Here is a 13,006-nt window from a genome sequence, read left to right as displayed (position 1 = left end):
CGGGGACCCGTGCGTCGCGGCGGCCCTCACGCCGGCGCCCCCGACACGAAGGGCGGCGCAGCTCAGCGGCAGGATGACCGCACACCGCCGCGACAACGCGGCACCGCGTCGGGGGGGGCGATGTGAAGCGCGCCGAGGACCCTTGCAGGACCCCTCCGCCTCCGTGGCAGGGGTGGCCTTCGGCACAGACGCGCAGACGGCGCCGACGGATCGCCCTGCTCGTCCCGCTCGTCGGCCTGGCGGGGTGCGGGCTGCTCTTCCTGTTCGGGGCGTTCGCACTGCTGCTCCTGGTGAGCCGGCTGACGGTCCCCGTTCCCGACGGGGATCCCCGGGCCATGCGCCCGGCCGAGGTCACGGGCACCTGAGTGGACGGGCAGGGCGGACGGCTGGAGCTGAAGGCAGACGGAACGTTCGCCTCGCGCGGGATCTGCGGCGACTTCAACGACGCCGACCTCGATACCGCCGTCGCGCCGAACCCGGGCGCGGGCAGCTGGACACACGACATCACGCCGGACGTCGACACGAGGGACCCCGCAACACAGATCCGTCTCACGTTCGCGCCGGGCGGGATCTGGACCCAGTACGACGCCCGGGGCACGGTGAAGAACCCTCTCCTGTGGGACTACGTCGGCGACCCCGACGAAGGCAACCTGTGCGTGCTGAGGAAGGCGGCCGACCACAGCGGCGGGTAGACGGACGCGCGCGCGGACCGACGGGGCGAGCAGACCGGCGGGCGCGCAGACCGAGGGGGCGAGCAGACCGACGGGCCGACGCCGAGTAGACACTGTCTACCTCTCCTTGGTAGACAGTGTCCATGAGCGAGCCGAACACGGGGCTGCGGTCCCGGCTGGTGGACGTGGGCGTCGAGCTGGTGACGGCGGAGGGGGTCCAGGCGCTGTCCCTGCGGGAGATCGCACGGCGGGCGGGGGTGTCGCACGGGGCGCCGCGCCGCTACTTCCCCACCCATCTGGAGCTGCTCTCGGCCATCGCGCGCCGGGGCTTCGAGGACCTGGCGGCCAGGGGGGCGGCCGCACTCGGGGACGGTACGGCGAGCCCGCGCGAGCAGATCGCGACGCTGGGGCGCGTGTACCTCGACTTCGCGCTCACCCACCGGGGCATGCACGAGCTGATGTTCCGTCATGATCTGCTGGAGAGCGACGGGTTGAGGCTGCGGGACGCCAGCCTGCCGATCTTCGGCCTGCTGGTGGACCTCGTCGCACGGGCCCGCCCCCACGCCGATGCCCGGCTCGTGGCGGGCGCCCTGCTGGCGAACCTCTACGGCATCGCCCAGCTGTGGACCTGGGGCAGTCTCCAGCTCACCACGGGCGCCGCCGACCTCGCGCCCCTGCTGCGCACCGCGCTGGACGCGCACCTGGGGAGCGAAGGGCGATGACGGCGTCCACGACCGAGGCCGGCGTCGAGGGGAGCACACCGGCATCCGCGCGCCACCGCCGGCTGACCCTCGCCAACAGCGTGCTCGGTGCCGTGCTGGTCGCCCTCGACGGAACCGTGCTGATGATCGCCCAGCCGGCGCTGCGCGAGGATCTGGGCGCGTCCCTCACCGAGGTGCAGTGGACCAGCACCGGCTATCTGATCGCGGTGGCGGGGCTGTTGGTGTTCGCGGGGAGGCTCGGCGACCGGTTCGGCCATCGGCGCGTCTTCGCCTGGGGCGTGCTGGGGTTCGGCGCGGCCTCCGCCGGCATCGGGTTCGCGCCCGGGGTGGGCTGGGTGATCGGGTTGCGGGTCGTCCAGGGTGTCTTCGGGGCGCTGCTGCAGCCCGCCACGCTCGGGATGCTGCGGGCCGCGTTCCCGCCCGACAGACTGGGGATGCCCATCGCGCTGCGGACCAGCGCCATCGGTGTGGCCGTCGCCGCCGGTCCGCTGGTCGGCGGTGTGCTCGTCGCCCAGCTGGGCTGGCGGGCGGTGTTCTTCCTCAACGTCGTACCGGCGCTGGTCATGGGTCTGACGGCGCTGGCGGTGCGCACCCCTGCGGCGCGGCCCGCGAACAGGGCTCCGGGCCCCCGGCTCGACCTGCCCGGCGCCGCGCTGCTCGCCGTGACCCTCGCGGCTCTCGTGCACACGCTGGTCGGGGTGCCTGAGCACGGCTGGACGGCCACCGGTGCGCTCGGTCTGCTGATCGCCGCCGCGTCCGCCCTCGCCCTCGTACGGCACGAACGGCGCACACCGAACCCGCTGTTGCCGTCCGCCGTGCTCGGTTCGCCGCCGGTGCGCGCCGCGCTCGGGGTACTGGTGGCCGCTTCGGCGGCGATGCTCGGCGCGTTGTTCGTGTGCAGCTTCGTCCTCCAGGACGTCCTCGGCCTGGACCCGCTGCGTACGAGCCTCGTCGCGCTGCCCGGCGGCGTGACGATGGTGCTCGGGGCGCCGCTGTCGGCCGTCCTGCTGCGCCGGTGGAGGGCCCGCCCCACGGCCCTGATGGGCGTGGTGCTGCTGACCGCCGGTGTGCTGGCGCTGTCCCGGCTCGGCCCGGGCTCGTCGACGCCGCTGATCGGGGCGGGATTCCTGCTGCTGGGAGCGGGTTTCGGCGCGCTGATGGTCACCGCGACCGCCGTCGTCGTACGACAGGCGCCGCCCGAGTCGGCCGGAGTGGCGGGCGGGCTGCAGCAGACCGCGCTGAACGTCGGCCCCGCGCTGGGGGTGGCGGCCGCGACGACGCTCATGCCGTTCGGCACGGGCCCCGCCCTGCTGCTCCTGGCCGGCGTGGCCGCGCTCGGTGCGCCGCTCGCCGTACGAATGCCTCGACCCGCCCGCCCCACGAGGGATGGAACGCGATCAGTACGGAACGATGAGGACGACAGCGTTGAACGAGAGCCGTGAGCCGGGCCACCGGAGGAGAACCACCATGGAACGACTGCGCCGAGAGGTCGAGCCGCGCGAGGCGGGCCTCGACCCGAAGACCCTGGCCCGCCTGGACGCCCATCTGGCCCGCCAGGTCGACGAGGGCCGGCTGCCCGGCTACCTGCTGTCCCTGGCCCGCGGCGGCCGCGTCGCCCACCTGACGACGTACGGACACCGCGACCGCGAGGCGGGGCTTCCCGTCGAGACCGACACGCTGTGGCGGGTCTACTCCATGACCAAGCCCGTCACCTCGGTCGCCGCGCTGATACTGGTCGAGGAGGGCCGGCTGTCACTGACGGACCCGATCTCCCGCTACCTCCCGGAGTTCGCCGAGCCGCGCGTGTACGAGTCCGGGGCGGGCGCCGACGTCCGGACCCGGCCGGCCGAGCAGCCGATCCTCGTCCGCCATCTGCTGACCCACACCTCGGGCCTGACGTTCGGCTTCTACTACGACCACCCCGTCGACGCGCTCTACCGCGACGCGGGCCTGGAGAACTCCGTCCGGCCGGGGGCCACCCTGGCGCAGACGTGCGCGGAGTACGCGCGTCTGCCGCTGCAGTTCGAGCCGGGCTCGCAGTGGAACTACTCCGTCTCCACCAACGTCCTCGGGAGGATCGTCGAGGTGGTGTCGGGGCAGGACCTCGACGCGTTCTTCGCCGAGCGGATCCTCGGCCCGCTCGACATGGCGGACGCGGGCTTTCAGGTCGGTCCCGAACAGGCGGGCAGGCTCGCCGAGTTGTACGGCGAGCAGGAGGACGGCTCGATCGCGCCCGTGCCGGGGCTGCCGTTGCGCGGCGGCCGGCCGCGCTTCCTTTCCGGCAGCGGGGGCCTCGCCGCCAGCGCCCGGGACTACCACCGCTTCGCCGAGTTCCTGCGCCGGCGCGGCGAACTCGACGGCGTACGGCTGCTCTCCGCCGGGTCCGTCGACATGATGACCACGAACCAGCTGCCGGGGGGCGTCGACATCCACACGCACGGCAGTCCCTTCCACCGGCAGCCGGGCAACGTGGGCGTCGGCTTCGGGCTCGGGGTGTCCGTGGTCATCGACCCTGCCCGGACCGAGCACCCCTCCTCCCTCGGCACGTTCGGGTGGACCGGGGCCGCGACCACGATCTTCTGGGTGGACCCGGTGCGGGATCTGACGGTGCAGTTCATGACGCAGGTGCGGCGGCGGTCGTCGTTCTCGGTCTATCCCGACCTGAAGCGGTGGGTGCACGAGGCGGTGATCCAGCAGCCGCTCCGACAGGGGCCCCTCACGTAGCGCCCCGTCCCCCGTCGGTGGCCTCGCTAGGTGAACTCCACGCCCGTCCGGGCCAGTTCGGCCAGCCACGCCTGCGACCGCTCTCCCGTCTCCGCGGCCCGGCTCAGGCCCGCCGGAAGTGATCCGTCCAGGATGTGTCCCACCCCCAGGGCCAGCGGGCGGGACACCAGGCGGGCCATCGCGCTCTCCTCCTCGGTGCCGACGGCGTCGAGGAGGTGGCGGCCGGACCAGTGTTCTCCCGTACCGGTCCGCACGTCGAGGGAGACGGCCAGGACCACCCGGTCGCGGTCGGCGTCGGTCGTCGGATGGCGGGCCGCCAGTTCGCGGGCCAGCGCGGCGATGCGCCGGTCGTCGCCGCCCTCCAGCTCCGCGAACACCGGCGCCCAGGCCGCTTGCCAGCCGTCGAGGCGAAGGGTGCCCCGGACGAAGGTCCGCGGCCTCCAGGCCGGCGGGAGGCCGTACTGGGCGACGAAGGGAACGCTGTCGCGGTTGGGGTAGACCTCGAAGGTCTCGCCGTCGATGACATGGGGGCGGGTGGCCGTCCAGGGCCGGCCGGCCGTCGTCTCGGCGCCGTCCTCGATGTAACGGGCGGGCGAGCGCAGCGCGCCCAGCACCCCGGCCGGGGCCCAGCTGAAGCGGTACCTGAAGTCGTTGGGCACGGCCGGCACACCTCCGCAGTACGAGGTGAAGGTGACGGAGGCGGCGGTCTGCGGCCCGATCGCGCGGGCCGCCCGGGCGATCAGGCTGTGCGCGAAGAGGTGGTCGATGCCCGGGTCGAGGCCGGCCTCGGTGAGCACGGTGACCCCGGCGGCCTCGGCCGCCGGGACCTGCTCCAGGACCGCGTCCGAGACATAGCTGGAGCAGGCGAAATGGGCCCGCGCGCCGACGCACGCCCCGAGCAGCGGCCCGTGGTCCGGCGCCGGGAGCATCGAGACCACGACGTCGCCCGGTGCCAGCTCGGCCGCGAGGGCCGGCAGGGTGTACGCGCGGGGCTCGGCGCGGCCCGTCAGGCCCAGCGCGGCCAGGGCATGCCCGGCGCGCTCCTCGCTGCGGTGCCACAGCCGCACCCGGGCGGCGCTGTCGCACAGCACCGCCAGGCCGCTGCCCGTGGACAGTCCGGCGCCGACCCAGTGGACGGTACCGCTCGGGGGAACCACCTCGGCGGTCATCGGGCACCTACCTCTCCGTGAGCCCCGATTCGGCGCTCACCTGACGGAATCGGTCCAGACACCGGCCCCACGCCCCACCGGTGCCGAAGTCCAGCAGCTGCGGCAGCAGCGCGGCCGAGAAGTCGGTGCTCGCCTCCCGGGGCAGCAGGGAGGGCAGGTTGTCGATGGCGATGAGGTCGAGCGGAGGGTGCTCGCGCAACCGCCGTACGGGGTGGTCCCACTCGGTGGTCGTGTCGTAGACCGGCAGGACGTTCATGGGGGAGCCGACGTCGACGGTGACGTCCGAGAGGGTCCTCAGGCGGCGGCCTTGGCCGTCGAGGTCCTTGTCCGTCAGGAACGGCGGGACCGGGCTGGTCGTCAGCACCGTGTTGACGAGCAGGTCGTGGGCGAGCAGGGCGGGCCGGTCCAGGTCGCGGGTCTCGGCCAGGTCCCAGCAGGTCGGCTCGACGCCCGCCTCACCGAACGCCACCCGGGCACCCTGGCCGCTGCGGCCGAGGGCGCCGATCACCAACGCGCGCATGTCACCTGTAGACGCCCGGAGTTCGGCCTCCATCGCCTCCTTGGTGGTCGGCTGGAGAGGGCCGCGCAGAGCGCCCCGGTGGTGCAGCACGGCGAGGGCCGCGCCCAGATAGCCCGCCCAGAAACCGAAGGCGGCGAGCCTGCGGCCCCGGTCGTCCACCAGGTACTCCAGGTCCAGCAGCGCACCGCCCCCGGCCGCGAACCTGCGCAGCAGCGCCCGCGCACCGGGCTGCCCCTTGTAGGCATGACCGAAGAAGATGTGGCGGTGGGTCAACTCGTCCGGGGTGTCCGGGAGTTCCTTGAGGCCCACGATCACCGCGCGCGCCGACGCCGAGACCCAGGAGCCGGGGTCGGCGACCTGGCAGCCGGCCTCCTCGTACTCCTCCAGGGGGAAGATCCGCTGCGGGGACTCCTCGACGGTGATCCGTACTCCGCTCTCCACGAGCCGCCGGGCGTCGGACGGCACGATCGGGGTGCGGCGTTCGGTGGTGCGGGTCTCGTGGCGGAGCCACAAGTGGAGATCGGTCATACGAGGTTGGCCTCCGGGCGCAGGGTGTCGGCCGTGAACCGGTCGACGCTCAGCGGGCTGATGTCGACGAAGGGTACGCGCCCGAGGTACAGGTCACGGACCACCTCGCCGACCGCCGGGCCCTGGAGGAACCCGTGGCCGGAGAACCCGGTGGCGTACAGGAAGCGGGAGCACGAACCGGCCTCGCCGATCAGCGCGTTGTGGTCCGGAGTGATCTCGTACAGGCCCGCCCAGCCACCCGTCCGGCGCAGGTCGAGCAGGCCGGGCGCGCGGCGCTCCATGGCCTCGTACAGGCGGGGGATCCAGCGGTCGTGGGTGTCGGTGGAGAAGCCGGGCCGCTCGTCGGGGTCGGACATGCCGACGAGGAGGCCGGGGCCCTCGGCGTGGAAGTAGAGGCTGCTGGTGAAGTCGATCGTCATGGGGAGGTTCGGCGGGAGGCCGGGGACGGCTTCGGTGACGGCGATCTGGCGGCGCAGGGGCTCCACGGGAAGGTCCACGCCGACCATGGCGCCGACGGACCGGGACCAGGCGCCGGCCGCGCACACGACGGTGTCGGTGACGATCCGTCCCTTGCTGGTGACCACCGCGGTGATCGTGTCCCGCCAGGTCTCGATGCCGAGGACCTCGCAGGCGCGCAGCACGGTCGCCCCGTGGCGGCGGGCCCCGGCGGCGTAGCCGTGGACCACGGACTCGGGGGTGCAGTGCCCGTCGTCGGGCGAGAACGCGGCGGCGAGCAGGCCCTCGGTGGAGATCAGCGGGGAGAGCAGCTGGGCCTCGGCCGGGTCGAGCATGCGGCTGGGGACGCCCAGGTCGTTCTGGAGCCGCACCCCGGCCTCGAACTGGGCGACCTCGCCCGGGGTCGTCAGGAGGAAGAGGTAGCCGACCCGGTGCAGTCCGATGTCGTGGCCCGGTTCCTTCCGGAAGCGGCCGAACGCCTCCAGGCTGCGGGCGCCGAGCTGGATGTTGAGTTCGTCGGAGAACTGCGCGCGGACCCCGCCGGCGGCCCTCGCGGTCGATCCGGAGGCCAGTTCGTCGCGTTCGACGAGGACGACGTCCTCCACTCCGGCGGCGGCGAGGTGGTAGGCGATGCTCGTCCCGATGACGCCTCCGCCGATGACGACGACCCGTGCGCTGCGGATCACGAACGCTCCCTTCGCCCGACCCCGGTCGGACGGCCCGACCGAATCAGGTCTTCCACCACGGGCGAACGTTCATGCGGAGCGCCCGCGTACCGTCCCGTGCGGGGGCGGCGCGTGGGGCGCTCCGGGCGGGCGCGGCGGCCGGTGTCGGAGTTGTGGGCACCTCTCCACGACGGCCGCCGCGCGGACCCCGGCGCTCAGGACGAGTGGACCACCGCGTCCAGGTGCGGCAGGTAGTGGTCGAGCCGCTCCCGCTTGGTGCGCAGGTAGGTGATGTTGTCCTCGCACGGCGTGATCAGCAGCGGCACCTGCTCGGAGACCGTGATGCCGTGGCGCAGCAGCGCCTCCCGCTTGCGGGGGTTGTTGGACATCAGCCGGACCGACCGTACGCCGAGGTCGTGCAGCATCTCGGCGGCCACCCGGTAGTCGCGGGCGTCCACCGGCAGTCCGAGGGCGAGGTTCGCCTCGACGGTGTCCAGGCCCTCCGCCTGGAGCTTCATCGCCTGGAGCTTGGCGAGCAGGCCGATCCCGCGGCCCTCGTGGCCGCGCAGATAGACGAGCACGCCGCGGCCCTCGGCGACTATCGCCCGCAGCGCGCTGTCCAGCTGCTCACCGCATTCGCAGTGCTGGGACCCGAACGCGTCACCGGTCAGGCACTCCGAGTGCAGCCGTATGAGAATTCCCTCACCGCCGCTGATGTCGCCGTACACCAGTGCCACTTGTTCCTCGCCGCGGTCCTGGTCGAGATAACCTACGGCCTCGAAGTCGCCGTAGGTCGTGGGCAGGGGGGCGTTCACCACACGTACGGCGCCGGAGGACTGGGCATTCGTGCCGAGTACACCAACATTTTCTGTCATGATCTGTTCCAATCTGGTAAGCCCTGGCGTCATGCGAAAATGACGGAGCATCAGCAGAGACGAAAGGCCGTGTAAAGATGAGCAGTTCGAGTCTTGTTCCGACGGACACCACCGCGGACGTCCGCGCGCGGGGGGAGCGGGCGGCCGGTCCTCAGGTCGCGGTGCTCCCCGTCGGCAGCTACGAGCAGCACGGCCCGTACCTGCCGCTGGCCACCGACACCCTCGTCGCCTGCGCCATATCCCGGGAGATAGCGGCCGCGTATCCGGTGCATCTCCTGCCGCCGGTGACCATCGCCTGCTCGCACGAGCACGCGGCCTGGCCGGGCACCGTCAGCATCTCCGCGACGACCCTGCACGCGATGGTCCGCGACATCGCCGCGTCGCTGCGCCGCTCGGGCGTCGAGGCGCTGGTGGTGGTGAACGGTCACGGCGGGAATTATGTCCTGGGCAACATCGTCCAGGAATCCACCGCGGCGGGACATCGAATGGCGCTTTTCCCGGCGATGGAGGACTGGGAAGCCGCCCGCGAACGGGCGGGCGTACAGACCTCGTTGCTCAGTGATATGCACGCGGGAGAAATAGAGACCTCCATACTTCTGCATTGCCATCCCGAATTGGTCCGGCCCGGTCACGAGACCACCGATTTCCTTGCCGACGACCGCCGTCATCTCCTCTCCCTCGGTATGTCGGCCTACACCGATTCCGGTGTCATCGGCCGTCCGTCCCTGGCATCCGCCGCGAAGGGAAAGGAGTTGCTGGCAGGGTTCGTCCATTCCTTCGGCGCGTACTTCTCGTTGGTCACCTCGGACGCCTGGGACACGGGAACGGTTCCGCCCGGGACGCCTTCGGCAGCCGCCTCGTCCGCCGGCTGACGGCGGGCCCGCAGGGAGCCGTACCAGCGTCCGACGAGCACGAGGGCCCCCGGGAGGGCGGCCGCGAAGCTGAGCACACCGTAGACGACGGCCACGGTCAGGCCCTGGGAGGCGCCCAGACCGGCGGCGCCGAAGGACCAGGCGGTGACGCCCTCGCGGGGCCCCCAGCCACCGACGTTGAGCGGCAGGCTCATGGCGATCAGGGCCAGCAGCGCGAGGGGCAGGAGTTCCGGCGTGGTCGCGCCGGAACCGGCGACGCGGGCGGCGAGCAGGAACGTCGCCACGTACCCGGCGAGGACCGCAACCGAGGAGACCAGCACGGCGGGGCCGCTGTCGCGGTCCAGCAGCGCGCCGCGCGCCTCGGCGAGAGCGGCCCGGACCCGGCGGCCCCGGCCGGCGCGGACTCCAGACGCCGCCGGCCCGCGGCCCATCCGGGTCGCGGCCCAGATCGCCGACACGCCCAACGCGACGAGCGCGGTCAGGCCCACCGCGTAGCGGGTCTGCTCGCGCACCGGCGAGGGCAGCACCAGCAAAACCGTTACGCCCACGACCGCCAGCACCAACTGGCCCGCGGTGCGCTCGATGACCACCGCGCGCACGCCCCGGCCCATGTCCCCGGAGCTCCGGCCGTGCCGCACCGCGCGGTGCACGTCGCCGAGGACACCGCCGGGCAGGGCCGCGTTGAGGAACAACGCCCGGTAGTAGTCCGCGACGGCGGGCCCGAGCCGCAGCCTGATGCCGAGCGCCCGCGTCACCGCGCACCAGCGCCACGCGCTGCACACCGTGGTGAACACACCGATCGCGACGGCCGCCGCCAGCGTCCCGCCGTCGATCCGCCGCAGCCCGTCCACGAACACGCCGGTCCCCATCCGCCAGAACACGACGACGAGGATGGCCGTTCCGGCGAGCGTGCCGAAGTGGGTGCGCAGGGCGCGGGTGACCGCCGAGCCGCCGGCTTTCGAGGCGGTGGGCCCGTTTTGGGCGGTGGGGCCGGAAACGGTCGTGGGGGTGGCGCTCGGCTCCGGGGCCGCCCCGCGCGGGCTCGCGCCGGGCGTGAGCGCGCGGGCCTCGACCGTCTCCTCCACCGGCGCCGTCATGAGACCCCGCCCGTGGGCCGGGGCAGGGCCAGCAGGTCGCTGTGGTGGACGACGACGCGGAGGTCGCCGGCCGCGCCGGCCGCGAGCCGGTCGCGGAGGTACGCCTCGGCGCGCTGGGTGAGTTCGGGGCGCTGTTCGCAGGCGGCGCCGACCCAGCCGCGCAGCCACTCCTCGGTGAGGGCGGTGTACCGCGTGTCGAGCTGCCACGGGCTCGGGTGGACACGCACCGTGGCGCCCTGCTGGGCGAAGGCCTCGCAGGCCACGGTGATGGCCTCCGGACCGAGCAGATCGCTCGCGCGCTGGTGGGCGTTGAACGCCTCGGCGAACTCGGCGTCCATGGGGTGGGCGGGGGCGATGTCCACCCGGCCCACGACCGACAGCGTCAGCAGGGCGGGGACCCCGGCGCCCGCGCAGGCCGCGGCGAGCGCCTCGATCTCCTCGCGGGTGAGCACGTCGAGGAGCGCGGACGCGGTGACCAGCGAGGCACCGGCCAGGTCGGCCGCCGTCAGCCGCCCGATGTCGCCGCGCCGAGTGGTGACCGTGACGGGGCTGCCGTCGGCGGCCGCACGGGGCGCCCGCGCGACGGCCAGCCGCAGCAGGTTCGGGTCCTGGTCGTGCAGGACCCATCGCTGGGCGCCGTCGAGCCGGGGCGCGAGCCAGCGGCCCATGGAGCCGGTGCCGCAGCCCAGGTCGTGGACGGTCAGCGCGGTGGCCCGCCCCGGCAGGTTCGCCAGCCGGATCCGCAGCGGGTCCAGCAGCTCCGCCGCGCGGGCGTCGACGTCGGCGCTCTCGCGCAGCTCCAGCCACTGCGGCGCGTACTGGTGCCCCTCGGGCGCGGGTGTGTCACCGCCGCGCCCCGCCATGCTCAGCGCGGCCCCGGCGGCGGACGCACCGGCCGTCGCGGCGGTGGGGCCCACGGACAGCGGGCCGCCCGCGGACGCGGTCATGTCGGCGGAAGTGGTCATGCCGCCCTCCGGGGTTCGTGCCGCAGCCGTCCCAGTACGTGGGCGAGGCTGCGGGCTGTGGTCGCCCACCCGTCCAGCGCGGCTCTGCGTCCGCGCGCCGCGGCCTTCAGCCGGCGCCGCACGTCGGCCTCACCGAACCAGCCGCGCAGCTCCGCCGCGATGGCCGCGGGGTTCTCCGGCGGTACGAGGATGCCGGGGACCCCGCCGTCGGGGGCGCGGCCGACGGCCTCGGGCAGTCCGCCGACATCCGTGGCCAGCACGGGGATCCCGCGCGCGAGGGCCTCGGTGACCGCCATGCCGTACGTCTCGGCGTAGGAGGTGAGGACCATGAGGTCGGCGGCGGCGTAGCTGGCGTCGAGTTCGGCGCCCGCCTGCGGTCCGGCCAGGTGGAAGCGGTCCTCCAGGCCGAACTTCGCGATCAGCGTGCGGATGTGGTCGACGTACTCGGGCTCCTGGTCGAGGCCGCCCACCAGGACGCAGCTCCAGCGCAGTTCGGTGACGGTCGCGAGGGCCTCCACCAGCCGGTGCTGGCCCTTGCGGGGGGTGACCGCGGCCACGCACAGCAGCCGGGAGACGCCGTCGGTGCCGGAGGCGAGAGGCGCGATGTCGGCGCCCGGGGCGGCGACATGGACCCGCTCGGGGGCGAGCCCGTGGTGTGACACGAGTCTGCGGACGGCCCATTCGCTGGTCGCGATCACGGCGGACACGCCCCGCAGGGTGGCCCGCTCCTTGGCGTCGAGTTCGGCGGCGAGCACGGGGTCCAGGCCCGTCTCGTCACCGAGCGGCAGATGCACCAGCACGGCGAGGCACAGGCGCTCGGCCTCGGGGAGGATGATCTCCGGGACACCGCAGGCGACCAGACCGTCCAGCAGGACGACCGTGCCGTCGGGGAGTTCGCGCAGCGTACGGGCGAGTTCGGCGCGGTCCGGCTCCGACGGGCTGGGCCAGCTGCCGGCGACGGTGTGCTTGTGCACCTGCCAGCCGAAGCCGGGCAGATCGAGACAGATCCGGCGGTCGTAGGCGTTGCCGCCGCTCGGGCGGGCCAGGTCGTCCACGCCGCCCGGCATCACGAAGTGCATCGAGCGCAGCGACATGGGGACGATCGCCGCGTTCTTCAGCACCGCGTTCTGCACGGGCACATAGCCGAGCCGCACTTGCTCTCCCCCGTCTGCCTGGACAGCGCTGCCGTATGCCTGGGCGGTGCCGACGACCGCCCGGTCGATGGTCACGTCGGTCACAGGGCACGCTCGTAACTCGCCCAGGCGATGTGCGACTCGTGCAGGGTGACCGTGATACCCGCGATGCCCTTGGCGTTCTCCCCCAGGGCCCCCTTGTGGATCCGCTCGGCGAGGCGGTCCGCGATCACCTTCGCCAGGAACTCCGTCGAGGTGTTCGTGTGGGCGAAGGCGGGCTCGTTGTCGAGGTTGCGGTAGTTCAACTCGCTCACCACGGCACCCAGCTCCTGCGTGGCCAGCCCGATGTCTACGACGATGTTGTCGTCGTCCAGTTCGGCGCGCCGGAAGGTGGCGTCCACGAGGAAGGTGGCGCCGTGGAGGCGCTGCGCGGGTCCGAAGACCTCCCCGCGGAAGCTGTGGGCGATCATGATGTGATCGCGGACGGTGATGCTGAACAACGGACGACCCTCCAGTGCGGTACGTCTGCCCCCGGGCCGGGGCATGCCGTGTAGTACGGCTGCTCCCTACCCGTTGTTCAGCCGAGTTTTGCTGTTTCTTTGGAGGTCG

13 protein-coding genes and 1 pseudogene are annotated in these 13,006 nt (G+C 73.2%); 6 read left to right on the top strand and 8 right to left on the bottom strand.

What is annotated here, in order from left to right; all coding sequences use genetic code 11:
- The first annotated feature begins 122 nt into the window (after positions 1-122).
- The 5 genes from STRBO_RS0113375 (at position 123) to STRBO_RS0113355 (ending at position 4,117) form a co-directional block, all read left to right on the top strand.
- The gene (locus STRBO_RS0113375; protein ID WP_005484805.1) at positions 123-365 is read left to right on the top strand and encodes a hypothetical protein; all 243 of its coding nucleotides are present in this window, start codon (positions 123-125) and stop codon (positions 363-365) included.
- Positions 366-692, top strand: a complete 327-nt coding sequence (locus tag STRBO_RS0113370) for a hypothetical protein (protein ID WP_005484807.1) — start codon at positions 366-368, stop codon at positions 690-692. It begins immediately after the preceding gene.
- 122 nt (positions 693-814) lie between these two features.
- On the top strand, positions 815-1,393 hold the full coding sequence (locus STRBO_RS0113365) for a TetR/AcrR family transcriptional regulator (RefSeq protein WP_020114309.1): 579 nt from the start codon (positions 815-817) through the stop codon (positions 1,391-1,393).
- A complete protein-coding gene (locus tag STRBO_RS0113360; protein WP_005484810.1) occupies positions 1,390-2,835 on the top strand; it encodes an MFS transporter in 1,446 nt (481 codons plus the stop codon). The genes STRBO_RS0113365 and STRBO_RS0113360 overlap by 4 nt, the downstream gene beginning before the upstream one ends.
- Positions 2,836-2,860: 25 nt before the next feature.
- A complete protein-coding gene (locus STRBO_RS0113355) occupies positions 2,861-4,117 on the top strand; it encodes a serine hydrolase domain-containing protein (protein WP_020114308.1) in 1,257 nt (418 codons plus the stop codon).
- Positions 4,118-4,143: 26 nt separating this feature from the next.
- Here STRBO_RS0113355 and STRBO_RS0113350 read toward each other — a convergent pair whose 3' ends face one another.
- The 4 genes from STRBO_RS0113350 to ribA form a co-directional block, all read right to left on the bottom strand.
- On the bottom strand, positions 4,144-5,286 hold the full coding sequence (locus tag STRBO_RS0113350) for a saccharopine dehydrogenase family protein (RefSeq protein ID WP_005484814.1): 1,143 nt from the start codon (positions 5,284-5,286) through the stop codon (positions 4,144-4,146).
- A 7-nt stretch (positions 5,287-5,293) separates the two neighbouring features.
- Positions 5,294-6,334, bottom strand: a complete 1,041-nt coding sequence (locus STRBO_RS0113345) for a saccharopine dehydrogenase (protein WP_005484815.1) — start codon at positions 6,332-6,334, stop codon at positions 5,294-5,296.
- Positions 6,331-7,476 (bottom strand): NAD(P)/FAD-dependent oxidoreductase, encoded by a 1,146-nt coding sequence (locus STRBO_RS0113340; RefSeq protein ID WP_005484816.1) that lies wholly within the window; start codon positions 7,474-7,476, stop codon positions 6,331-6,333. The genes STRBO_RS0113345 and STRBO_RS0113340 overlap by 4 nt, the downstream gene beginning before the upstream one ends.
- Before the next feature lie 194 nt (positions 7,477-7,670).
- Entirely contained in the window at positions 7,671-8,330 is a 660-nt protein-coding gene (ribA, locus tag STRBO_RS0113335; RefSeq protein ID WP_028796635.1) for a GTP cyclohydrolase II, read from the bottom strand.
- 77 nt (positions 8,331-8,407) lie between these two features.
- Between ribA and STRBO_RS41615 the strand changes: the two genes are divergently transcribed.
- The gene (locus STRBO_RS41615) at positions 8,408-9,202 is read left to right on the top strand and encodes a creatininase family protein (protein ID WP_078531605.1); all 795 of its coding nucleotides are present in this window, start codon (positions 8,408-8,410) and stop codon (positions 9,200-9,202) included.
- 71 nt (positions 9,203-9,273) lie between these two features.
- Here the strand turns inward: STRBO_RS41615 and STRBO_RS45630 are convergent.
- The 4 genes and pseudogenes from STRBO_RS45630 to STRBO_RS0113310 all read right to left on the bottom strand — a co-directional run.
- Positions 9,274-10,299, bottom strand: a pseudogene (locus tag STRBO_RS45630) (lysylphosphatidylglycerol synthase transmembrane domain-containing protein); the annotation flags it as partial.
- Positions 10,296-11,264, bottom strand: a complete 969-nt coding sequence (locus tag STRBO_RS0113320) for a methyltransferase domain-containing protein (protein ID WP_005484822.1) — start codon at positions 11,262-11,264, stop codon at positions 10,296-10,298. The gene STRBO_RS0113320 and the pseudogene STRBO_RS45630, both read right to left, overlap by 4 nt.
- Positions 11,261-12,502, bottom strand: a complete 1,242-nt coding sequence (locus tag STRBO_RS0113315; RefSeq protein ID WP_005484823.1) for a glycosyltransferase family 4 protein — start codon at positions 12,500-12,502, stop codon at positions 11,261-11,263. Before STRBO_RS0113315 ends, STRBO_RS0113320 begins: the two co-directional genes overlap by 4 nt.
- The gene (locus STRBO_RS0113310) at positions 12,499-12,897 is read right to left on the bottom strand and encodes a 6-pyruvoyl trahydropterin synthase family protein (protein WP_005484824.1); all 399 of its coding nucleotides are present in this window, start codon (positions 12,895-12,897) and stop codon (positions 12,499-12,501) included. The genes STRBO_RS0113315 and STRBO_RS0113310 overlap by 4 nt, the downstream gene beginning before the upstream one ends.
- Positions 12,898-13,006: the final 109 nt, after the last annotated feature.

This window comes from Streptomyces bottropensis ATCC 25435, from assembly GCF_000383595.1.
Lineage (GTDB): Bacteria > Actinomycetota > Actinomycetes > Streptomycetales > Streptomycetaceae > Streptomyces > Streptomyces bottropensis.
This window is presented reverse-complemented; position numbering and strand designations above follow the sequence as displayed.

What these genes read in the sequence shown, in the direction of transcription:
- STRBO_RS41615 (WP_078531605.1), top strand. Translation starts at nt 8,408, where the DNA reads ATGAGCAGTTCGAGTCTTGTTCCGACGGACACCACCGCGGACGTCCGC.
- STRBO_RS0113360 (WP_005484810.1), top strand. Translation starts at nt 1,390, where the DNA reads ATGACGGCGTCCACGACCGAGGCCGGCGTCGAGGGGAGCACACCGGCA.
- STRBO_RS0113320 (WP_005484822.1), bottom strand. Translation starts at nt 11,264, where the DNA reads ATGACCACTTCCGCCGACATGACCGCGTCCGCGGGCGGCCCGCTGTCC.
- STRBO_RS0113355 (WP_020114308.1), top strand. Translation starts at nt 2,861, where the DNA reads ATGGAACGACTGCGCCGAGAGGTCGAGCCGCGCGAGGCGGGCCTCGAC.
- STRBO_RS0113345 (WP_005484815.1), bottom strand. Translation starts at nt 6,334, where the DNA reads ATGACCGATCTCCACTTGTGGCTCCGCCACGAGACCCGCACCACCGAA.
- STRBO_RS0113350 (WP_005484814.1), bottom strand. Translation starts at nt 5,286, where the DNA reads ATGACCGCCGAGGTGGTTCCCCCGAGCGGTACCGTCCACTGGGTCGGC.
- ribA (WP_028796635.1), bottom strand. Translation starts at nt 8,330, where the DNA reads ATGACAGAAAATGTTGGTGTACTCGGCACGAATGCCCAGTCCTCCGGC.
- STRBO_RS0113365 (WP_020114309.1), top strand. Translation starts at nt 815, where the DNA reads ATGAGCGAGCCGAACACGGGGCTGCGGTCCCGGCTGGTGGACGTGGGC.